Source organism: Microbulbifer taiwanensis, assembly GCF_014904815.1.
In the GTDB taxonomy this organism is placed as follows: Bacteria; Pseudomonadota; Gammaproteobacteria; order Pseudomonadales; family Cellvibrionaceae; genus Microbulbifer; species Microbulbifer taiwanensis.
Genome location: NZ_JACZFR010000047.1, coordinates 1 through 26,232 on the forward strand (window position 1 = coordinate 1; position 26,232 = coordinate 26,232).

Here is a 26,232-nt window from a genome sequence, read left to right on the forward strand (position 1 = left end):
TGGGCAGATTGAGATGGCCTGTCACCTCAAACGCCATCGGCATGTTGTATTCTGGTGAACCACCCTGCAGGTTATCGATAAACCAAAGGCGTTGTTGGGAAAAACTGAGAGGTAGGTGATTACAGTCAACAGAGTTAGGTTCGGCTCTGGTAATGGCCTGTATTGACGGCATCCTGTCTGTTGCAGATATTTCTTGTAAAAACGCAATGATGTCAGGCTTACTGCTAACAAGTTTTTCTCGAAGATCAGCAGTTAATGCTCCTTTCGGAGCCTTCACTTTGAGGTCGCCGTTCTCATGCCATAGCTCTATTCCTTTGGTATTTAATTCATTGATTAATGCAAAAGTCGTCACAGTGAAAATTCCTCGAATTCACCTTCAGTGAGCTCTGCTTTTAACGAGAGCTTTTCATGCTGCGCTTTAATAGCCTGACAAACTTCAGACACTCTAACTATGGTATTAGCGCTAAACAATGCTTTCAGGGAGACCTTTATTCCCAGTTGGCTTTGAACTTTCGAAACCACCTGAATAGCCGACAAAGACTGCCCACCTAGTTCAAAAAAGTTGTCATTTACCCCGACGTTTTCCGGGTCGAGTTTTAATACCTCACTCCATATAGCCACCAGCTGACGTTCGGTTTCATTGCGCGGTGCAACGTAGTCGGCATCCGACTCAGCACTCACTTCCATTGCTGCCAGTTTAAGCTGATCGACCTTACCATTGGGCGTCAATGGAATGGCCGCCAGGCTCAAATACAAAGCCGGTATCATATGCTCAGGTAAGTTTCTCCGAAGGTGTTCTGTCAGCTGCGCATTACTTAGTTTCACGACCTCACCCTCTTTACTGTCCTTGGCAACATAACAGGCCAATAACTGCCTCTCAGCCTCCGGCCCTTGGGCTACAATCACACAATCCCTGACGTCAGGATGGCGTTTCAGCTGACTCTCAATCTCACCAATTTCAATACGGAAGCCACGAATTTTCACCTGCGAATCAATACGGCCCAGGTACTCAATCGTTCCGTCTTCCTGCCATCGAGCCAAGTCCCCACTTCTATACAACTTACTTCCAGGCGTAAACGGATTAGCAATAAACTTCTCTGCAGTCAGCGTCGGTTGATTGAGATAGCCCCGAGCCAGACCGTCCCCGGCAATATGCAACTCCCCGGGCACTCCCACTGGTACAGGCTGTTGATACCGGTCAAGAATATAAACCTGTGTATTGGCAATCGGTGAACCTATGGGTAAGGAGCTTATTCCTTCATTTAATCCGTCTGATACCACATAACAACTGGTAAATGTAGTGTTTTCTGTTGGGCCGTAACCGTTAATAAAGATACTGTCTCGAGAGTGCTCTAAAAATTCTCTGGCGGTTTCCACCGGTACCACATCACCACCAGACAGTAACACCCGGAGACCGGCCAGCTGCGTCACATTCTCTTTTACAAGCAATTGGAAAAGTCCCGACGTTAACCATAATACGGTTACATCATGTCGGCCTATCAGTTCACCTAAACGGTTAACAGCATCCTTGCCAGGAGGTGCAACCACTAATTTCCCGCCATTTAACAGGGGCGCCCAGATTTCCAGGGTGGCAGCATCAAAGGACAATGAGGCAAACTGTAAGAAGGTATCTTCCGACGAGACAGCCATAAAGTTAGTGTTCTTCACCAGACGGTTGACCGCCTTATGGCACACCATCACCCCCTTGGGTTGGCCGGTGGAGCCAGAGGTATAAATTACATAGGCTAGGTGACCTGAATTCACGTCCTGAGCCAAAGTCACGCCTGCGACCTGAAAATCTGAAGCTCGCTGCTCAATCTCAGGCCACTGCTTATCCAGCGCTATCAGTTGCGTGTCCTTCGCCACCAGCTCTGTCAGCTTAGGTATCAGTGCTTCCTGAGTCAGCACTATTGCCGACTGACTGTCAGCCAGCATGTAGGTCAGACGGTCCTGAGGATAATCCGGATCCAACGGCACATAAGCCCCTCCGGCCAGCAATATCGCCAGTATGCCTACTATCATCTCCAGTGACCTATCAACACTCACTCCTACCGTAGCGTCGGGAGTCACACCCAGAGATTGCAGATATAGCGCGAGCGCGTGGCTTCTGTCGTAAAGCAGCTGATAGCTGATGGATTCGTCTTCAAAAACCACTGCGGTCTTATCCGGATAACGCGCTACCTGCTCCATAAAGAGGTCATGGATACACTTATCCTCAGGATATTGAGCTTGGGTGGCATTAAAATCAGCAATAACCTTTTGCTTTTGCTGTGCTGTCAACAAACTTATGTCTTTAATTAATGCATTAGGCGCTGCCAACAATTGCATTGTCAGCCTCTCAAACTGCTCTGCGAGACTACAGATAGTAGATTTGTGGTAGTAATAACTATCCCAGGTCAAGGAGATATCCAGTGTCTCACGAGAGACTGCTACTATCGATAAGGGATAACTTGGGGCTTCATTACTAATGAAATCCTTAACCAGACTGTTCGCTTCAGAGATTTTTTGTACCGGATAATTTTCGTAGACAAACAGGGTTTGGAAAAGGTCATCATTGGCAATACTTCCTAATAACTCCTGGATATGAGACAGTGGGGTAACTTCATAACTTAATTTTTCTGACTCTCTGCGCTGCATCTGCTTCAGTTGCGCCAACAAGCTATGCTCTGCTTCAAACCGAATGCATGTTGGAGTGGTATTAATACACAGTCCAACGATCTGATCACTGTGATTAATATCAAGTATGCCACTGCGCCCCGAGCTAACACTGCCAAAAGTTACCGATTTATTGCCGGTGTGAAGGTGCAATAACAAGCCCCAAATAAATTGCAAGACTGTATTCATGGTCAGCCTGTGCTTTTTGATGAACTTCTCAAGCTGAACCGTGTCTTCCCTGGATAGGCTAAAACAGGTTGTCTCAAAAAAATTCCTTTCCTTAGTCTCCGCTAAACTGCTCTGCTGAGGTGACAGGTGCTTCATCGGTAAAGGAGTTCTTTGTTCATAATGGCTTAAATAGTTGCTCCAATATAAAGTTTCCTCCTCATAGTTACGGTTGAGTAATGTTTGGACATAGGCACCATAAGCAGGGCTTTTTGGCAGATGATAACCCTGCCCACGAATCAATGCTTGATAGAGCTTAAACAGATTAGAAAGAACAATATTCTGAGACCAGCCATCCAACATAATATGGTGTTGTTCAAACAGTAAGTAACTGGTCTCATGCCCTGTGAAAAGACTCATACGCATCAATGGCCCCTGTTGTAATCTGATGCCTGAGCGCTTGCTTTCCTGCATCCAGAGTTCACAAGCAGATTTAAGTTCCGAATCTTTTTTATCAGTCCAATCCACCTCGGTGATCTCTACATCTACCTGCCTGAGAATAACCTGTAAGGGCGTATTGCTGTTGGCAACATCATCGATAACAACCCGCATCCGAAGGGCATCGTAATGGTCCACTATTAACTGCCAGGCATGTTGCAAAACCTTAGTATCCACTTGTCCATTAATACCAATTGCAACTTGCGTCAGATACATTCCTTTATTGTCTTCTGTCTGGGAAAATAATGTTTCAAATAGGATGCCGGACTGAAGAGGTGTTAATGGATACATATCCTGGATATTATCCAGCGCCAGTTGCTGTTGTTGCTCCAACACAGGCATAATTTCGTCGAGCTGCTCTAACGAGGCTTTTAATAGTGGGAAATCGTCTGGTGTATAACCAAGCCTTGGCGCATCGCCGCAGTGCTCAACTATTGCTTCCAGCATGTTGGCAAACTTGTTTTGCCACTCAGAGATGGTCTCTCCTAGCCAGGCTTGAGGATAACTAAAATTGAACGACAGTTGATCAAAGACCACCATTCCGTTTATGGTCACCAGTTTGCTGACTTCCCGGTTTCCCGAACTATTTGCGCCGGTGGGGCTTTCGCTAAAAGCAAAATGTTGTTCGGATGCTTTGGTATTCTTTGGCTGAAAATCTCCTAAAAAGTTAAATAGCACCTGTCCTTCTGGCATCTTACCGCTTGCCGGGTGCTGATTTATATAACGGAATATTGGATACCCTACACCTTTATTGGGGATGGCATGCAATGCGTACTTAACTTCCTTAATGCTTTGTCCAATATCACCCGGATTGGACAAAGCAAGGCTCACAGGATATAGGCTGGTAAACCAGCCCACTGTCCTGGTGATATCAACGCCCGGATATATTTGCTCACGGCCATGCCCTTCCACATCAATGATCAAGCTCCGGCTACCTGTACTTTGGTAGTAACTCAAAATTACTGCGGTAAGCAATAAATCATTGATGTAAGTGCCATAAGCTTGATGGCATTGTTTTAGCAATTTTTTTGTCGTCGCTTTGGACAAACGCACATTGGTGTTCTGAATATCTCGCTGACAATAGCTTTTGGAAGTAAGGAAAGGGTTAACGGAAATTTCAGCCGCTGCCTTTGTTTTTTCGCTTTGCGCAATCCAGAATGCAAGATCTTCTTGCCCCTCTTCAGTATCGTACCAGAGTGCCAGTGAATCCACCCAATTACGATAAGAGCTGCGTTTCTGCGCTAACTTTAGCGTCTGATTACTTTGCTGCTGGCTGATTAGCAGGTTTAAGTCTTCCAGCATAATTCGCCAGGAAACGCCGTCAATAATCAGGTGATGGATGATAATGGCAAGTTGATCACCTTCGTCGCTAGTAAAATACGCCCATCTTATCAAAGGACCATTTTCCAGATCCAGACTGGCCTGCAGCTGTTCACAAACTTCCGTAACATACTCTACAACCGTTGCATCACATCGGCTTTCAACTTCAAAACAGGCGATACCCAGCATATCAGTCGAAATCTGATCCTCACCGAGATACTGCTGCTGCCAACTCTGCTCATTTCGGGTAAATCGAAGTCTCAAAGCGTCGTGATGTCGCGCCAAAAAATCCACTATTTCTCGGAGGCTTTCCTCTGAAAGGCGGGTATTCAGGTTAAGTAGCACTGATTGGTTATAGTAATGGGTATCCGTATGACTATGTCCAAAGAAGTGCTGTTGAATGGGACTTAACGCTACATCGCCCACCAGAATCCCGTCTTCCTTTATAATCTCTTTTGATTTACTGGTTTCACAATTTTGTAACAGTTCAGAAATACTCTGGTAATTGAACATATCGCGGGTATCGAAGTGAATTCCCTGCTCAATGGCCTTGGCAACAATCTGAATGGTTTTAATAGAATCGCCACCCAATTCAAAGAAGTTATCACTGATCCCGATCTTCTCTATCTCGAGATCCAGTACTTCAGCCCATATAGCAACCAATTTTCTTTCAGCCGCATTACGCGGCGCAAGGTAAGCTTGGCTTGACTCCAGGCTAACTTCCATACTTGCTAATGCACGGCGATCAGCTTTACCGTTAGAGGATAGTGGAATTGCACTAAGACTCACAAAGGCTGCTGGCAGCATAAAGTCAGGCAAGGTTTGTTGAAGATGGGCTCTTAAGTCTTCGTGTGCCAGATCGACAACCTGGCCTTCATCAGTATCCCTCGCCACATAATAGGCAATGAGTTGTTTATTACCTTCCTGACCCTGAGCTATCACGACACTGTCTTTTATCGCAGGAAAACGATTCAACTGCGCTTCAATCTCACCAAGCTCAATCCTGAAACCCCGAATTTTAACTTGAGCGTCGATTCGCCCTAAGTATTCGATATTACCATCATCCAGCCAACGGGCTAAGTCTCCACTTTTATACATGCGAGAGCCTGGATTAAACGGATTTGGAATAAATTTCTCAGCCGTGAGCTCGGGGCGATTGAGATAGCCCCTGGCCAGTCCGTCACCCGCTATATGCAGCTCACCCGGGACCCCCAATGAGGTCGGGTTGTTATAGTGATCCAGGATGTAAATCTGAATATTCGATATGGGCGTACCGATGGGAACCACTGAAGACTCTAACAACGCACAATTATATGCTGTGACGTCTATTGCCGCTTCTGTTGGTCCATATAAATTATACAATAACGCCTGTGGGAATTTTTTTCTGCAATCATACACAGCCTGACTATCTAACGATTCCCCACTACAAAAAATTCGTCTAACGCTACTACAATTGGTTTCTGCATGACTCAAATAAACATGAAACATGGACGGCACAAAATGCAATGTAGTAATATTTTCTTGATTTATTAGATTCTCCAAATATTGAGCGTCTTTATGGCCTCCAGGTTTAGCAAAAACAACCGAGGTTCCCGACATCATTGGCCACAAAAACTCCCAAACAGAAACATCAAAAGTAAATGGCGTTTTCTGTAATACAGTATCTTTTATACTAAGAGGATACTGCTGTTGCATCCAGTAAATTCGATTTGTAAGTGCCTGATGCCCTACCATCACACCTTTAGGTTTACCCGTAGAGCCAGAAGTATAAATTACATAAGCCAAGTGATCGGGTTTAACCGCCTGCTGCAGTTTGACTTGTTGATCTTCCAAATTAGCAGAGCAATCAGTAATCTCTACCCATTGCGCATCTAGCGCAATGAGCTGTGTATCTTGTGACACTAAAGAAATCAGCTTCCACTTGAATTTCTCTTGAGTTAGCACAGTAGTAACATGACTGTCTTCCAGCATATAAGTCAGTCGGTCGTCTGGGTACTCCGGGTCCAGCGGAACATACGCACCTCCAGCTTGCAATATGCCCAGTATACCCACCATCATACTCGGCGACCTTTCTAAACATAATCCAACCAGACTATCCGGTTGAACACCCAGGCTTTGTAGGTAAATCGCCAACGCATGACTCTTCTCATATAGCTGCTGATAACTCAAAGATTCATCTTCATACACCACAGCAGTTCGATCAGGATGAACTGCCACTTGCTCCATAAACAGTTCATGAATACATTTTTCTCTAGGATAATCAGCTCGAGTATAATTGTAGTCTTTCAGTAATTTTTGTTTTTCTTCCTCTCTTATAAACTCTATCTCACTAATATTAGCCCCAGGCCTAGTGGAGATAATCTGGCTTATCGCTCTGAAGTTCTCAACGAGACGCTCAATAGTTTGTTGTTTGAACAGTGTGGTCCTAAATTCAATTGAGCCATCTAACCCTTCGGGTGTTTCATTAAACTGAAGAGTAATATCGAATTTACTAATAGGCATATCGAGAGGGTAAGCGCTAACTCCTTTTCCCAGCGCATCCCGAGGAGTGTTTTGTAGGATAAACATGACCTGAAATAATGGACTAATCGCAGCATTTCGGTGGGGTTGCACTAAGTCTACAATTTTTTCAAAAGGCACGTCTTGATGTTCAAAGGCTTCCAGACAGGTTTTTTTTACACTGGAAAGGAGAGAAGAAAAAGTAGCACTCCCGTCTACCTTGTTTCTTAACACCAGTGTATTAATAAAAAGGCCGATTAAACTTTCTGTTCCCTCATAGTGGCGATTAGCAACAGGCGTACCTATGCAAATATCTTCCTGATTACTGTAACGGTAGAGTAATATCTTAAAGGCAGTTAAAAGCACCATAAACAACGTGCATCCCTCTTGTTCTGCGATGCTTTTTAACTGCTTAGTAAGTTGACCATCGAAACTGAATAAATATTTGGCCCCTGAAGAGCTTTGCACAGCGGGTCTTGGAAAGTCAGTTGCAAGATTGAGGCTCTCAGGCACACCATCAAGTTTTTCTCTCCAGTAAGTCAATTGCTGCTGAAGAATGTTCTCCTCTCCTGCCTGGACATAACTCAAGTCGCTCGCGTTATGATCCGCACTTAACCATTTTCTTTGCCATATGCTGTAATCAAGATACTGAATAGGCAATGGTGGTAATTGTGGTTGCTTGCCTTGTCGAAAAGCCTCAATTATCGACACAAACTCTTTAACCATGACGCCCATAGACCAGCCATCACTGATAATGTGATGTATATTGAGTATAAGGACGTGCTCATAGGAGGTAAGCTTACAAAGCTTAACTCTGAGAAGGGGCCCTTTAGATAAATCAAAGGGAGTTCTTGCTTCTATTTGGCAAAGCCTTTGGAATTCCTGATCGCGTGCCTCCTCGGATTCAACGTGTCTCAGATCAACGCATTCCAACATGAAGGAAACGTTTTCAAGAACCAGTTGTTGCGCCTTTCCGTTACTACTGGGAAAGATAGTTCGCAAATTCTCATGACGAGTAATAATCACGTTAAACGCTTGTTCAATCTGGCTAATGTCGAGTGTCTGGCGTGCTCTATCGCCATCAACCTCGCTTCGGATGGAGACAGCAATAGGAATATTGTAGGTAGCACTATCGGGATCCAGTTGATCAATGAACCAAAGCCGTTCCTGGGCGAAGCTAAGAGGGAATTGATCTGAAGATTCATCATCCGCGACTCTGTCAACGAAACTCCCCCTTTTGACTGGCCGGATGGAGGGAGGCTGTCTTTCTCCTGAAGCCTGTTGCAAAAAAGCAATCAACTTTTCCTTATTGGCAATCAGCTCATCACGGATTTCGTCCGTCCAGGTTCCTTTAGGCGCTTTGAACTTAAGTTGCCCATCTTCAAGCCACAGTTTTATACCTAGAGTATTCATTTTTTTTATAAACGTCACCATTGGCATAATTTGAAGTCCTTAAGTTCTTATTATCTTACTCAGTGTTTATACAGGTTATATTCAACCAGGCCAGACCGGGCTCGCCTTATACTATTTTGCTATTTTCTTTTCTGGGGTCGGAACCTACATTACTTTAGGACATTGCAACCAGGATCTTACGATCTCCGGAATAGGGGGCTCGCCCATGAGCCATTAACATATTATCTATGATTAACACATCTCCTTTCCGCCACGGAAAATATACGGTCAGTTGTTTAAAGGCATTTCTAATGCTGTCTAATACCTCATCAGACATTTCACTACCATCGCCAAAGCAAGCGTGTTGTGGTAACTCATCTAGTTTCCCTCCGCACATATCTACCATGGCTGCATAATAATCAGGTGGATGATTGGAAGCATGAAACTGATCTGCTTGATTGAACCAGACCTTTTCTTTGGTTACAGGATGAGTTGCGACGCCTAAGCCCAGTTGCATGGTTCTTAAGCCTCCGTCTTTCTTCCACTCAAAATCGATATTGGATTTTTTACAAAATTCTGTGACTTCATCTTTGTCCTGAGTTTCAAAAGTATCCTGCCAGGACGCGCCAAAAAAACCAGTGCCATCGTGCAAGTTTCGGATATAGGTGACCTTACGTTGTTCGAACATCTCGACAACTTCCGGATCCAGTAGCTGCAGGATCTTACGGCCATCCGCAATCAGTGTATTCCCATATTGCTCAGGCGCTGTAACACAACAGAAAAACAGATGATCCGGCCATTGGTCAGTGTAGGAAAGCTCATTGTGCAAAGAAATGAAGTACTCTGGAGGGTATTCAGTGGAAGTATAAATTCCCGTTGATAATTTGGTCCTGGGGGAATTCCCCCCGGTATAGTCCAGCAATCCAGATGTCTTAAACTGTTGCAGGGACTCATCAAAGCGCTCCACCGTATCTACACCAAAATTACGAAGCCATACTGCGCCATGAACTAGCAATTTTTCCTTAAAGAAATCGTTATTGGCCTGCTTCCATTCTTTTAACTCGGATAACCTGAAATCGCCGGGTGGCCCTTCAGCCTCAATGATAAAAGGGGATCCTGCCAGTTCGTTGTAGATTTTCGTCGTAATTGACATTTAAACGTTCTCTATTTGATTTATCTTAATCCAGATACGGCCGTCGTGTGTTTGTTCCAGAACGGAAAGTCAAAATAAAATTTCAACTTTCCTCATCCTGGATGAGCGTCTTCACTTTAGGACTTACACTAATTGGGCTGATACTCCGTAGCGGCTATTCCCAGCGCCAACCTCAAAGAGCACCCGCAACAAACTCATCTTCATCGATCGCTTCCTCTAAGGGTTCTTCTAACTGGTTCTGAGCAGTTTCAATAAACCCTGCCGTGCCACTAATCGTTTTCAAGTTAAAAAGAGCCTGCAGTGGAAGAGAAATTCCAACTTCCCTCTTGAGCTTGGAAACCAGCAAAACAGCCAATAATGAGTGTCCACCCAGGCTAAAGAAGTCATCATTCACGCCTATCTTTTCAGGCGCCAACTGTAAGATTTCAGACCAGATGGCCACAAGTTTCTCTTCCAGCTTGTTACGTGGCGCAACATAAACCTGGCCAGATTCCAGACTGATATCCATCTGCTCTAACTTGCGCCGATCAACTTTGCCATTTGGCATCAGTGGAATAACCTCTAAGCGCACAAAAGCTGCAGGTAACATATATTCAGGCAAAGATTGCTCCAGCCAGCTTCTAAAATCATCGTTGGATACTCTGATTGCATCGTCTTTAGCTACATAATATGCAATCAGTCGCTTATGACCGTTGTCCCCTTGCGCAACAACCGCACTGTCTTTAACTTCCAGATGCTTTTCAAGGCGCGACTCAATCTCTCCTGTCTCAATACGGAAACCCCGAATTTTAACCTGGGTATCGATGCGCCCCATGTACTCAATATTACCATCATCTAACCAACGTGCTAGATCTCCAGTCTTATACATGCGAGCTCCCCCAGCGACTTGCCCTGTAACAAAGGGGTTAGGGATGAACTTCTCTTCAGTCAGTTTAGGACGATTGAGATAACCTCTAGCTAAACCATTACCAGCAATATGTAATTCGCCAGGAACCCCCATCGGAACCGGATTATTTTTGCTATCTAGGATGTAAACCTGGGTATTATTCAGTGGCTTTCCTAAATAAACACTTGTCACTTTAGCAGTATTTAAATTAGTCAACTCCGAGGATGAGATCTTCGAAATTGTCGTTTCAGTGGGCCCATAGTTGTTAAATACATTACAACCAGGGTTCAGCACGTTGACTAAATCCACGATATTCTTTGTTAAAGGTTCCCCCGCAAAAATTAGAGCTTTAGATACTGTCAGTATTTTCTCATCTGATACTTTGAACATCTCAAAATGTGATGGTGTTACTTTCATGCAATCTATCGGCTGGCGATCCATATAGCTGTGCAGTTCAATCGGATTATTGACATATTCATTAGAGAATAGATGCAACGTTTTGCTAAATAGCATCGGAACATACAATGCCAAATTGCCTAAATCTGAGGAAAAGCTGGACACCGCACCAAAGGTGTTGCAATGATGCAAATTCATTCTCTCAACGACTGAATAGCAATAGTCAACAACCATTCTATGTTCAATCATTACTCCTTTGGGTTTCCCTGTAGAACCCGAGGTATAAATGACATAGGCTAAATTAGCCGGCCCAACGTCTTCCCGTAATTTTATGTCCTTAGCAATTAATTCAATAGTGTGATCTGCGCCGAGGCTACCATTATCATCTAGCGCGATGATCTGAGTGTGTTCGTTGACTAATGCCTTTACTTTGCCTTTAATACAATCTTGAGTAATGACTATGCCCGCTTGGCTATCTTCAAGCATGTAAGCCAGCCTGTCTTCCGGGTAGTCCGGGTCTAGCGGCACATAAGCGCCACCAGCCTGCAATATTCCCATTATTCCCACAATCATTTCCAGAGACCTTTGTGCACAGAGCCCAATTAAGGTATCTGGTTTCACTCCCTTCGATTGCAAATATAAAGCTAGCTGACAACTTTGATCATAGAGTTGTTGGAAAGTAAGCTGCTTAAATTCATGTTCACATGCGTTTCCAGGTAGTAATGCTTCTACAACAGCTATTTGATTAGGATTCTTCACTACCTGTTCAGCAAATAGCTGGTGAATAGTTTTTTGATTAGGGTATCCTGACTGGTTGTCATTATATTCTACTAACAGCCTATGCTTCTCTTCCGCTCCCAGAAAATCCAGATAGCAGATCTTAGTCTCTGGCTCGGCAACGATAGAGTTACATAACGCGATAAAGTGGGTCACCATACGCTCTATTGTCTGCTGCTTATATAGTGCCGTTTTGTAGACAATCATGCCCTCCAATCCTTTGGGGGTTTCTGTGAAATGTACGATTAGATCAAACCGACTCGAATTGACTTTCAGTGGATAGTCTTGGATATCTTCTTCGGATAGATCCATTGGCACATTATGTAAGACAAACATAACCTGGAATAGCGGACTAATACCGACAGTTCTTTCCGGCTGCACGAGATCAACTATTTTCTCAAAAGGCGTATCTTGATGTTCATAGGCTTCTAAACATGTTTTCTTTACCTGTGCCAGTAGAGACGTAAAAGAATCTTCGCCTTCTATTCTGTCCCTAAAAACAAGTGTGTTGGCGAACATCCCAATCAGGCCTTCGGTTTCTTCATTCTGCCGATTTGCAATGGAACCACCGAAACAAATATCCTCCTGTCCTGTGTATCGATAGAGCAACGACTTAAATGCTGCTTGTAGGGTCATATAGAGCGTACAACCCTGTTTTTCAGTTAACAACTTCAGCTCATTGGTTAGTCCAGCATCGAGCCTAAACACTTCAGTGGCGCCGGCAAAGTTTGGTGTATCCGGTCTTGGGTAATCAGTTGCCAGATTAAGTCGTTCTTCAACACCAGTCAGTTTGTCTTGCCAATAGTCCATCTGCTTCTGGAGTAGCCCGCTTTCTTCCATATACTTTCTCTGCCAGATACTATAATCCAGATATTGGATAGGTAACGGTGGCAGAGCAGGCGTTATCCCTTGCTCAAAGGCTGCCATTATTAGCCGGAACTCTTTAATCATGACGCCCATTGACCAGTTATCACTGATAATATGATGCATATTGAGCATAAAAATATGCTCATTCTCGCAGAGCTTTATCAATTTACCTCTAATCAGCGGTCCCTGGCTTAGATTAAATGGAGTAGAGGCTTCATTTTGACAAAGCTCTTGAGCTTCCTGATTACGTGCTTCTTGGTTTTCAATCCAACTCAAATCAACGGATTCAAGTTTGAAATCCAATTGGTCTAAAATCACTTGCTGAACGTTACCATCAACACTAGGGAACACTGTACGTAGATTATCATGTCGGGCAACAATTAAATTAATTGCCTCCTCTACCCTGTCGATTGTCAAGGGATGCTTTGCATCACTTTTGATAGTAACCGCACCAGGATTATTGTAGTTAGCACTACCGGGGTCTAGTTGATCAATGAACCACAAACGTTCCTGTACATAGCTGAGAGGTAGAGATTCTTTCCCCTGCTCCACCAATTCAGCTCGATCAGCAGGCAATATCTTTGGCAGCTTACCTTTTTCTGAATTTCGAATTAACTCAGCTAGGCCGGCGATACTATCCTTTTCAAAAAGCGATCTCAGATGCAAGTCTACTTTAATTTGGCTTCGGACCTTGGTAACAACTTGAGTCGCCAACAAGGAATGTCCACCAAGCTCAAAAAAGCTGTCATTTATCCCTATTTTTTCAGATTCCAGTGTCAATACTTCAGCCCAGATCCGGATAAGCTGTTTCTCTATGTCGTTGCGCGGAGCAACGTAGGCTCGAACTGATTCCAGATTCACGTACGTATTTTCCAGCGCGAGACGATTCACTTTTCCGTTTGGCGTCAACGGGATTAAATCTAGTCTGACGAAGGTTGCCGGCAACATATACTCAGGTAAAACCTGCTGAAGATCTGATTTAAGATCATTGTGATTTATCTCTACAGGCCTACCGCCATTGGCATCCTTAGGCAGATAGAAGGCAACAAGCTTTTTGTTCCCCTCCTCTCCATGAGCAACAACCACACTTTCCTTGATTTCAGGATTTCTATTTAGTCGGGCTTCAATCTCACCAAGTTCAATACGGTAACCCCGAATCTTTACTTGGTGATCAATACGGCCGATATACTCCAAACTACCATTGGAGCCATCAATCACTGCAGACCAGCGCACTAAATCGCCAGTTTTATACAAACGTGACTCACCGTCGACCGCGAATGGGTTATTAATAAACCTTTCAGCCGTTAGCTCTGGTTTATTGAAATAGCCTCTGGCCACACCCGCGCCACCGATATAAAGCTCCCCTGCAACACCGACAGGAACCTGATTCAGGTGCCTGTCCAAAACATAGAACTTAGTATTTGCAATGGGTGCCCCCAGAGAAATCCTGCTTTCAATTCTTTGGGTGGCGGACCACACTGTCGTCTCGGTGGGGCCATACATATTCCAAAGTTCAACGGACTTAAGCCCCATTAAAGCATCTTTTAGATCCTCAGTTATCGCCTCACCACCACAAAGTACTTTCACCTTTTTTTGCGGCTGCCAGCCGTTATTTACCAACATTTTCCAGGTAGCAGGGGTTGCCTGCATGATAGTGATACTATGTTCTTGTAGCAAAGCCTCCAAATCATCCGGTGACGTTACCGCTTCATTTGCGGTGATCACCACACGTCCACCAAAAGATAATGGTAGATACAATTCCAGCACATGAATATCAAATGACAGTGACGTTACCGCCAGTAAAGTATCTTCAGAGGTCATCCCTGGCGCTTTTTGCATAGAGAACAGGAAGTTAGTAGCGTTCCGATGCTCAACCATGACACCTTTTGGATTCCCCGTTGAACCCGAGGTGTAAATCAGATAAGCCAGATTGCAGGATGTGAGCGCCAAACCCGCCTTCGGCAGATTGCTATCCTGTAATTGGCTTAGTTTAGAAGCGAAAACTGCATCATCCAGACAAATGGCCTGCTCAACCGCAAGCAAAGATCGCATGTTTTTATGGGTAATGACCCATTTAACCCCTGAGTTTTCCACCATGTGGTCTAAGCGAGCTTTTGGATAAGCTGGGTCCATTGGCAGATATGCCCCTCCCGCTTTCATAACGGCAAGGGTTGCCAACAACGTATCCATTGAGCGCTCAATACAAACGCCAACTACAGAATCAGGCTTAACTCCCTGAGCCACCAGATAGTGAGCTAACTGATTAGCGCGGCAGTTTAACTGTGCATAAGTAACCTGTTCCTGTCCAAATATTGCTGCGACAGCATCAGGTTGTTGTTGTACCTGTTGCTCGAACAATTCATGGAGACATTTCTCGTGTGGGTAATCAGAATCTGTATCGTTCCAGACAGACAGCCGGTGTTCATGATCTGGACTGAGCACTGCCAACTCACCAACAGACTGCGTGAATTGGCCTGACAGCATCTTTAAAATCAACTCAAACTGCAATAGAAAACTGGCGACTGTATCTGAGTCAAACTGTTCATGGCGATAGCCAAGTTCAAAACTGAGTTGGCCATTTAAGTTCTTGCCTTCTGGCAACACCATCAAGGTTAATGCGTAGTTTGTTCTTTCTTCATTCTTGATATCAGAAACAATTAAATCTGAACCTGCAACTATGTTCTGGATCTCCTTATCCACAGGATAATTTTCAAAGACGACCAGGGTATCAAAGAGATTACGCTCCTTGCCACCAGATTGACCTAACGGGCTCAGACTTTGGATTTCAGAAAGCGGCAAGTATCCATTTTCAGCTCGGTCAATGCTGGCCTGATGTAAGTCGCGTAACCAGGTACCTATATCTTGTGCCGGGTCAATATTCACCACAACCGGAAGACTGTTGATAAAGAGCCCTACGATTTGGTCAACGTCTTTGAGTTCTGGAGGGCGCCCTGAAACCGTCTCGCCGAAGACCACTTGCTGGTCACCATTGTGTTGGTGAATTGCATACGCCCATGCAGCCTGGACCAGGGTATTTAGCGTCACCTGATGTTGTCTTGCCAGAGATTGTAGCTCCGCAGTCATTACTGACGTCAGGCTTAAAGTTTGTTTAGCTGGTCCAGCTACTTCACCATCAAATACGTACTCGAGATGAATTTGGGTAGGCGATTCGATGCCCGCCAGAGTGTCTTTCCAGAAAGCCCGCGCTTTTTCTTTGTCCTGCTGTTGCAACCAGGCAATATAGCTTTCATAGGCAGGTGCTGCAGGCAACACCGAGGCCAGTGAGCCCATATTTGAATTATTGTAAGCCACCTTGTAGATGGACATCACTTCCTTCATCACCAGCGGCAATGACCAGCCATCAGATAAGGCATGATGGTTTGACCAGATTAAACAATGGTGTTGCTCAGAGAAAGCAATCAGGGCAACCCGCGTCAATGGCACTTGATGCAGGTCGAAACCTGATGCTCTGTCCTCCTGTAGAAAACGGGTTAATTTTGTCTGCTGTTCTGGTTCACTGAATTCAGACCAGTCGAAATGGGTAAAGGGCAGTGCCACTTCTGGTAGCACGATTTGATGGCTATGATCTTTAACAAACACAGTACGAAAAACGTCATGACGACTGATCACCGCTTGCCATGCCTGTTGCATAGCAACAGCATTCAGCGGGCCTTCGATATCAACAGACAACTGGGTCAAATAGGCAGAAATATCCATGCTGCTGTGGAACAGCATGCCTTGCTGCATGCCGGTTGTCGTATAGAGCTTTTCCATATCAGGCCATGCCTGATACCACTCATCTAATTGCCCCTGATTAACCCGGCTTAACGGGAAATCCACCGGCGTGACACCACCGGCTTCTTCGCTCTGGCAATACTCGATGATTTCGTATAGCGCTGATTCGATACCCTGCACCAGAGACGCCATTGTTTCGTGCTGATATTGCAAAGTATTAAATCGTAATGAGAAGCTTAGCTTTCCTCCCTTCACCATGCCATTCAGCTCAATCATATGGTCACGCTGACGAGCTAAGCTGACATCGTCTCCAGAAGACTCAGGTGCTTCCTGGAACGGACTTTCATTGCCAACAACCTGATCAAATTGCCCCAGGTAGTTAAACAGGATCTGCGATACGCCTTTAGTCTGATTATAGGCTACCCGTTGGGTATCGTCTTCTAGCACCCGTTGTAGCAGACCGAAACCAATACCATTGTTTGGTACGCTTCTTAACTGCTGTTTGACAGACTTGATCACAACGCCTAATGAGGCAGCTGAGGGTGAGGATAACGTTATCGGGAACACGCTACTGAACCAGCCTATAGTCTGGGTTAAATCTAACGTATTTGTTAGCTCTTCACGACCATGACTTTCCAGATCTATGCGGAAGACATTGCTACCCGTCCATTTATGCAACGCTAAATAAAGTGCCGACAACAACAGGTCATTAACCCCGGTACGATACGCCGCATTACAGGAGTTCAACAAAGCCTGGGTTTCTGTTTCTCTTAATTGGAACTTAAGGATGTCAGCGCTAGCTAAACGATTATCGACAATACCTTCATGATCGACAGGTATGGCCGGCACCGGCTCCTGAGATTGCGCCAGCCAATAGTCTTTCTCTGATTGCAAAATCTCGCTGTTGGCATATTCCAATAAGAAGTCGCCCCACTGTTGGAAAGACGAGGTTTTTGGCGCCAGCACCATAGGTTGCTGTTGTTGCCACAGCTCAAATGCTGAAGCCATATCCTGGAGCAAGATACGCCAGGAGACACCATCTACAACCATATGGTGCATCGTCAGCAACAGACGGCGATGTTCAGCCTTGCCGTCAAACAATACCGCTCGAAAAACGTCAGCATCAGTAAGGGATAAGCCTGCCTTCTCCTCAGTACCACGTTTTACCAGCTCAGCCTCCCAGGCATCACCATCTAACTGACTGAGATCAACTTTCTTAACAGCACGCTCTGCAAGCTGCTCACTAAATGGGATATACGTCGCGCTACTTCCTGCTACGCATAAACGCAGCACGTCATGGCGTTGATATATTGAGGAGACGATGCTCTGCAAAGCATCTATCGAGAACGCTTTCGGTAATGTTAGGAGAACAGATTGGTTATAATGATGTTGGTCAACCAAATCGCTGGACAAAAACTCCCTCTGAATCGGAATTAAGGTCTGCTCACCAGAAATAGCCTGCTGTGGTGCCACAACCTGAATTTCTGAATTTACCAAAGGGGCAAGCTTTTCTATCGTCTGGCTTTCGAAAATCTGCCTAGTTGTCAGCACCAGGCCCTGTCTACCAGCCTGAGTTACTACCTGAATAGCGAGGATAGAATCACCACCAATGGCAAAGAAGTTTTCTGTAATACCTACTTTTCTAAGCTTCAGAAGGTTTTGCCAAATTTCACATAGTTGCTTTTCAATATCCGTTTTAGGAGCAATATACTTCTGTGACAATTGTGTCGGTACGGCCCTGGCCTGTAAAACTGCACGATCAACCTTGCCGTTCGGCGTTTTTGGTAGTTTATCCAGAAGCACGAACGCCGAAGGTATCTTGTGATTCAATAGCGTCTTTGTCAGTGCAGTTTGTAATGCCTCGCGGAACTCTGATTCATCAAGACCTTTCTCGTTGTAAAAACTTTCGCAGCTTGCTTCATTAGCCACCACATAAGCCACTAAGTGTTGCGTAATTTGAGCAGGATCAAGGGCTTTTGCCAGTACCACTACTTCAGACACCAGTTCACTAGCCACAATAGCCGATTCAATCTCGCCTAACTCAATCCTAAAGCCACGAATTTTAATTTGATGATCAAGACGTCCGATATACTCCAAGACACTAGGTTTGCCATCTTTTTTAGCAAGGCAACGCACAAGATCGCCCGTTTTATAAAGGCGTTGTCCCTGTTGGAAAGGACTCTCAATGAATTTTTCTCTGGTGAGCGCCGGAGCATTATGATAACCGCGGGCCAGGTTTTCACCGCCAACGTAAAGCTCACCGATTACACCTGGGGAACAGAGCTGTAAATTATTGTCCAGTACGTATAATTCGGCATGGGGAACAGTCGTGCCAATTGGAACCGTGCCACCTGCGTGATGTGTACATTCGTAAAAACTACTCCAGACGCAGGCTTCAGTAGGGCCATATTCATTGAACAATCGACAATGTTGCCAAGCTGAATTTACTTGGTGTCGTTCTACCAGACTCTGCTCACAGGATTCGCCCGCAACAATCACAGTTTTCAGGGCGTCCCCCGGCTGCAGTTCTGCCATCAGTATGGTTTTATAGACGCTGGGTAAAGTTAAGAAGTGGCTGATCCGCTCCTCTGTCAGCAAGGTCTCGAAGGATTTAAGGTCAAGGCCCTGTTTAATGTCCAGAATGCAAAGCTTGCCGCCTGCCACCAAGGTCCAGAAAATACCTGCAATAGAGCTATCAAAAGCAAAAGAAGAGAACAGCGCAAAGCCTTCCGGAGACTCCTGATAAACCTCAAAGCGAGATAATGTTGATTGTGCCAGTGCTTTGTGTTCAACAGTTACCCCTTTTGGTAATCCTGTAGACCCTGAGGTATAGATCACATAGGCCAAATTATGTAACGTTAAACCAAGTATCTCTCTGTCAAGGTTTTCCTCATCATAATCCCCTAAGAAGCGGTCCCACAATTCTTCATCAAGAAGTAGGATTTGCAGATCCTCAAATGGTAATTCCGAAAGTAACTCTGCACTGGTAAGCACGATGTCAATTCCAGAGTCATCCAGAATATGTTCGATGTGCTTTTCCGGATAATCCGGATCAATTGGCACATAGGCCGCACCTGCTTTTAAGATTCCCCAGATTCCAATCACCATTTCGAGGGAACGCTCTATACAGAGCCCCACCAGCGTATCAGGCTTGACCCCTTTTTCCACTAGACAGTTAGCCAACTGATTGGCTTTGGCATTTAACGCGTGATAGCTGATTTTTTCGCTAAACTGCCCAGACTGTTCAATGACAGCAGCAATACTATCCGGATTCTTTGCAACCTGCTGCTCGAACAATTCGAGGATAGAAATGTCTTTCTTATCTACCGTTTGCGGGGACCATTTTGACCAGGTTAACAGCTCATCAATTTCTTCATAGGATAAAGACGGAAGTTCGCTCACCTTCGCTTCTGGCGTTTTGATAATGCCTTTTAGCAACACCTCAAAGTGAGTAGACATACGCTCTACTGTTCCAGCATCAAACAAAGCTGTCGCGTATTCCCAGTCCAGTTTAAGTCCGCCAGCCTGACCGTCTTGCTCCAATTCGTAGATATCGACACTTAAGTCATGCAATGCCACTGAATGAGATTGCTCAATTTTATGAGCGGATATTCCCGGCAAATCGAACCAGCCTTGTTGGTTATTCTGCAAGGCGAATTTAACTTGAAATAATGGTGAATAAGCGAGATTACGTTCCTGCTTCAGTTCATCTACTAGCTTCTCAAAAGGTAACTCTGTATGTTCGTAAACATCTAGCAAATCATGTTTACTGCGTCGCAATAAATCCGAAAAACAGGGGTTACCAGAGAGGTTGGTCTGTAACACAACACTGTTAGTGAAAAAACCCACCAGGGGGGCTAGCTCTGCCTGCTTACGATTGGCGACAGGTGATCCGATGACAACATTCTCAGAATCCTCAGTGTTATCGCCGTTGTGAGAATGCCTGGCTAATAAAATAGCAAGTGCAGTTTGCAGCACCATAAAAGGCGTGGTATCCGTTTCTCTTGCGAGATTATATATGCCTTCCTGGACCTCTGCGCTGATAGTCTGGAGATGATGGGCGCCTTCATAGTTTTGCACTGGTGGTCTTGGACGATCCGTCGCCAAACTATGAACTTCCGGTAAATTCCGTAAGCGTGTTTTCCAGAAAGTAAGATGGCGATTCAACACCTTGCCCTGGAACTCATCTTTTTGCCATTGCGCATAATCACCGTATTGAACCGTAATCTCTGGTAATTCCTGTTCCGGTGAACGATATAAGCGGTTAAATTCATCAAATATAATACTGACTGACCAACCATCAACAGCAATGTGATGCATAGTTACCAGCAGAACATGGGCATCATCAGCCAGTTTCAGTAACTTTACCCTAATCATGAGATCGCGGCTGAGGTCAAAAGGTCGCGACGATTCTTCCGCAATGTTATCGGAAATGGCATCATCTTGTTCAGATTCTGACAAATCGGTTAAATCCAGACATAGCATCGCAAAATCCCAGTCTTTAGAAACCTGCTGAATGGCTTCCCCAGAAACTTTGGTCTGAATGGTAGTTCGCAGTACGAGATGACGCTTAATAATGGATTTAAAAGCTGCGCTCACGGCAACAGTATCCAGCTCACCTGAAAGCCGGAACGCCTGGCACATATTGTATTGGTTAGTGCCACTTTCAATCTGTTCTATCAGCCACAAACGCTGTTGTGCAAAAGACAAAGGCGTTGGATTATCGCCGACAGCTGGAAGAATCTCGGACACATCCTGCCTGACGGATTCGTCAACAATACTCGCCAGTTTTCTAACCGTTTGCGAAGAAAACAAGTCGCGGATGGGGACTTCTACCTGCCATCGTTTGCGGATCATAGACACCAATCGAGCCGCCAACAGAGAATGACCGCCTAAATGGAAGAAATTACTCTTGACACTGATATACTGATTTTGTTCTACCTCCAAGTTTAATAGGTGCTGCCACATTTGGCATAGTTGCTTTTCAGTTTCCGTGATAGGTGCGACGTACTCCGATCCCACTGTAACTTGTGGTTTAGGCAGAGCATTACGGTTAATTTTACCATTTGGCGTAAGTGGGATTTTTTCCAGAGTCATAAAGACCTCTGGCACCATATATGCCGGCAAGATCGCTTCAACGTGTTCGGTTAGTTTTTGCTGTAGGCGTTCTTCAATATCAGTACTGTTGCTGGTCACGTATGCTACCAGAATAGAAGTACTATCTTCTGTCCAAACCTGCGCTACGGCATCAATAACGTCTGATTGCTGTTTTAATGCTGATTCAATTTCTTCAAGTTCTATTCGATGGCCCCGTACTTTTACCTGAAGGTCAGCGCGGTGCAGGTACTCTAAGGTTCCGTCATGCAACCAACGAACCAGATCGCCAGTTTTGTATAGTCGAGTATCTGAGAATGGACTCTGTACAAATCTTTCCGCAGTCAACTCAGAACGATTTAAATAGCCTCTCGCAACACCCTCACCGCCGATATATAATTCTCCGGCAACGCCAACAGGCACCGGGTTGAGGTGACTGTCCAATACGTAAAACAAGGTATTAGCGATTGGCCCACCTAAGGAGATCGTATTATCAATCTTGCGGGTTGCTGACCAGACTGCGGTTTCGGTGGGGCCATACATATTCCAAAGCTCAAGCGATTTTCGCGCTAATAAGGACTTTTTAAGATCTTCACTTAGCGCTTCGCCACCACACAAAGCTTTTATATTACTATGTGGTTGCCAGCCATTATTTACCAGCATTTTCCAAGTGGCGGGTGTCGCCTGCATCACTGTCACTTCATGCTCAACCATTAAGGTTGCTAGTTGCTCAGGAGACATCACATCGTCGGATGATGCGAGCACCACTTGGCCACCAACTGTTAACGGCAGATACAACTCCAGAACGTGGATATCAAAAGACAGCGACGTTACGGCTAGTAAAATATCTTGCTGTGCCAAACCTGGTTCAGTTTGCATCGATTTCAGGAAGTTCACAGCATTTCGGTGTTCCAGCATAACGCCCTTTGGCTCGCCGGAAGAACCCGAGGTATAAATCAAATAGGCAAGATTTTTCGACGTCAAACCGAGGCTTTCTTTAGAGAAATTGGTATGCTCCTGTTGCATTACCTCGGCAGATAGAGTTTCCTCATCTAAGCAAATGCTTTGCTTTAGCTTAAGTTGCTCTGCCAAATGCTTTTGTGAAATGATCCACTGCACGCCAGAGTCTTCAATCATATAATCTAATCGCGCCTTGGGATAGCCTGGATCCATTGGGAGATAAGCACCACCTGCTTTCATAATAGCAAGCGTCCCTACCAGCATTTCCAGAGAACGCTCAACACAAATGCCCACTACGGCATCTGGTTTGACCCCCAGTTGTACCAGGTAACGTGCCAATCGGTTAGCGCGCTGATTTAACTGTTCGTAAGTTACAACTTCGTCGCCAAATGCCACAGCGACCGCATCAGGTTGTGCTTCTACCTGCTGTTCAAAAAGTTCGTGGATACAGTCGTCTTGCGGAAATTCTGTAGCTGTATCATTCCAGCCATTTAGTATCTGTGAAGACTCTTCCTTCCCAAGCAGTGGTAACTGGCTCACTTTGGTGTCAGGTGCTTTGATAATACCCTGAAGCATCACTTCAAAATACCTGACCATGCTTTCAATGGTGGACTGCTTAAAGATGTCTGTAGCGTACTGCCATTCCATTTCCAGCCCGTTATCGCTCTCCTGCAATGTTAGTGTAAGGTCATACTGGGTAGAGGAACTAGTTGGTATCAGATGTCTCACTTCAAGGTCGGGCAGGCTCAATGTATCTATTTCCCGACTTTGCAGGACCAACATCACCTGGAATAACGGACTGTGGCTTAGATTTCGCTCGGGTTTTAGCTCATCGACCAACTTTTCAAAAGGTAATTGCTGATGCTCATACGCGGCAAATGTCCGCTCTTTGCTTTGTTTCAATACGTCGATAAAGGCAGGATCACCGGACACATCGGTACGGAGTACAAGGTTATTGATAAATAGACCAATTAATGGCGCGACCTCTGCCTGTTCTCTATTGGCACTAGGCGAGCCTATTACGATATCGGTATCACCTGAATAACGGCTTAGGAAGCTGGCAAATGCTGCATTTAACAACATAAATAACGTCGCCTCGTGCTTTCTAGCGAGGCTGCGCAATCCTTCCTGAAGCTCTCCAGGAAGAGTATGGTAAACTGAGGCTCCTTTAAAAGTCTGTACAGCAGGTCTGGCATGGTCTAAGGGTAAACCATGGACAACAGGTAAATCACTTAAATGGGCTCTCCAATAATTTAAGTCCTTTTGTTGCAGACCATCCGTCAGCCATTCACGTTGCCAGTGGGCGTAATCTGCGTATTGAATTTCGAGTTCGGCAAGCGGGCTGCTCGAGCCATAAATCTGTGCTGTGTACAGCGCGTTAAGCTCCTTGGTCAATACACCCAAAGACCAACCATCTGCAGCAATATGATGCACAGTCAGTAGCATAATATGAGACTGGGGATTGAGCTTTAATAACGAGACTCTTAGCATTAAATCTTCGGCAAGATTGAAGCCTCTTGAAGCTTCGTCGTTACTAAGAGCATTAATTCGACTTTCCTGTTCATCCTTAGGGAGGTTCGTCAGGTCAATAGTAGGTATATTGAACGCAACGGTTTCCTGAACTTTCTGGTACACCTGCCCATCATGCTCATTGAAGGTGGTTCTTAGTGCCTGATGGCGGGAAATAATATCTGTGAAAGCCTGGCATAGGTAACTTTCATTGAGCTCACCGTAAAGGCTTAAGGAGAATGAAAGATTATATTGGGCTTGCTCGGGTTCGAATTGATTCACAAACCACATTCTTTCTTGGGCAAAAGAAGGTAATGAGGTAACAGCCTTAGCAACAGGATTAATCTCCGGAATCTCTCTGGTAGAGGCTTTCTCAACAACCTTTGCCAGCCTACGGATTGTACTAGCCGTGAAGAACTCGCTGATAGACACTTCCACCAGCCATTTTTTTTGGATCTGAGCGATTAACGTGGTGGCCAGCAGGGAGTGGCCGCCAAGGTTTAGAAAGTTGTCTTCCACACCAATGCTATCCAGTCCAAATACTTCCTGCCATAAAACACAGAGTTCTGCTTCCAGTTTCGAAACAGGCACTGTAGTTTTACCATACTGCTGATTGCTTTGTGGCTCTCCTTTTTGGGCACAGTACAGGCAGTCAATATCTTTAGCTAGATAACGATCTTTCGATAACGAACGTTGAATTTTTCCGCTGGATGTTCTGTTTATTCTCCCCGTTTTTAGAAAAAGAATATCTTCCAGCACTACTTCAAATTGTTCGAAAACGGCTGCCTTAATGATTTCACTGGCGTTCGCATAATCAAAGTCTCTCGTTTCATTACGACTGACTTCCAGCAGTAAAACGGCATTACCATTCACTTCAAATGCCGCCGCGCCATTTTGATTTAATCCCGGATAGACGTTGTAAGCCAATTTTTCAAAATCCTGCGGATGGAAATTTCGGCCCTTAATAATGAGTACATCTTTTATCCGCCCTGAGATATACAACTCACCGTCAAGAGTAAAACCCAGATCACCGGTACGAAGATAACTCTGATCGTCATTTTCCAATTTAAAACCAAAATTGGCTTTTGTTTTCTCCTCATCATTCCAGTAACCTTGAGCGAGGCTTGGACCAGCAAACCAGATTTCACCCACCTGACCATCCGGTACCGCTGTCAGAGTCTCAGGGGAAACAATCTTAAGCTGATGTTCCGCCTGAACATGACCATGACCTACAAGGATTTGTTGTTTTTCTAGGTCTTCCCGGACTTCCGCCTTGCCTTTTTGTAGCTCGTCACTACCGAATGGGTTAGCGGTATATGGCGCATTGTGAGTACCACCACAAATGAAGACTGTCGCTTCTGCCATTCCATAAGCCGGGAAAATGGCTGATTCTTTAAAGCCAACTCGCGCATAGCGGTCACAGAAACGCATCAACGTATCGGCGTCAACAGGTTCCGCCGCATTAAACGCAATGCGCCAGGTTGAGAGATTTATCCCTGATAACTGATGTGACTTAATGCGCTCAAGGCAGTGATCAAAAGCAAAGTTCGGTGCGCCACAAATGCTGGCTTTGAACTCAGTAATAGCCTTAAACCAAGCTAAAGGATTCTTAATAAATCGCACAGGAGCCATTAAGACGGAATGTGCCCCCAGGAAAATAGGTAACAACAGGGTATTAACCAGTCCTAAATCGTGGAATAAGGGTAACCAGTTGCAGAAAACATCCTGTTCATTGCAAAGGGTGGCCTGTTGTAATGTCCTCAGGTTAGCGATGATATTACCGTGAGAGACCACAACTCCTTTCGGTGTACCTGTGGAGCCTGATGTGTATTGTAAAAACGCAATCTGATCTGCTGTAGGCTGGATAAGGGGGATGCTTGTATCAGGGTTTAAGAGTTTTTCAAATCCCCTGACAGAAAATGGCGATATTTCTGCTTCCAGTCGCTGTTTTAGCGTATCGTTAGTAAGTACCAAACCCGCTTGGCAATCATCAATCACCGCTAACACGCGACCTGCGTGTTTTTTACTTTGAGGTGGGTATAAAGGCACAGCGACAACACCTGCATACAAACAGCCCAAGAAGGCTTGAATATATTCAAGACCAGGTGGGTACAACAAAACTACTCGAGAGCCTGCTTCCGCCTCTGCCGACAGGGACTGCGCGATTGCCCAGGCTCTTTGGTGCAGCTCCTTAAAGCTTATCTGCGATTGTTCATCATTATCTTCAATGAACGTGAATGCGAGGCTGTCTGTTTTAGAGTTAGCGTGAGCTTCAAGAAAGTCCTGAATAGTTTTCATCGGTATACCTTAGCTACAATTATTTTTA

At 45.0% G+C, this 26,232-nt stretch carries 4 protein-coding genes; all 4 read right to left on the minus strand.

Features of this window, described 5'->3' with window-relative positions; genetic code table 11:
• Positions 1–352: TubC N-terminal docking domain-related protein (locus IG627_RS15985; protein ID WP_193193439.1), on the minus strand; the 352-nt coding region annotated here is incomplete at its 3' end.
• Positions 349–8,577 carry a non-ribosomal peptide synthetase gene (locus IG627_RS15990; RefSeq protein WP_193193441.1) on the minus strand — a complete coding sequence of 2,743 codons (8,229 nt, stop codon included), beginning with the start codon at positions 8,575–8,577 and terminating at the stop codon, positions 349–351. The genes IG627_RS15985 and IG627_RS15990, both read right to left, overlap by 4 nt.
• A gap of 127 nt (positions 8,578–8,704) precedes the next feature.
• Entirely contained in the window at positions 8,705–9,682 is a 978-nt protein-coding gene (locus tag IG627_RS15995) for a TauD/TfdA family dioxygenase (RefSeq protein WP_193193443.1), read from the minus strand.
• Positions 9,683–9,854: 172 nt separating this feature from the next.
• On the minus strand, positions 9,855–26,204 hold the full coding sequence (locus tag IG627_RS16000; RefSeq protein ID WP_193193445.1) for a non-ribosomal peptide synthase/polyketide synthase: 16,350 nt from the start codon (positions 26,202–26,204) through the stop codon (positions 9,855–9,857).
• Between the last annotated feature and the right edge of the window lie 28 nt (positions 26,205–26,232).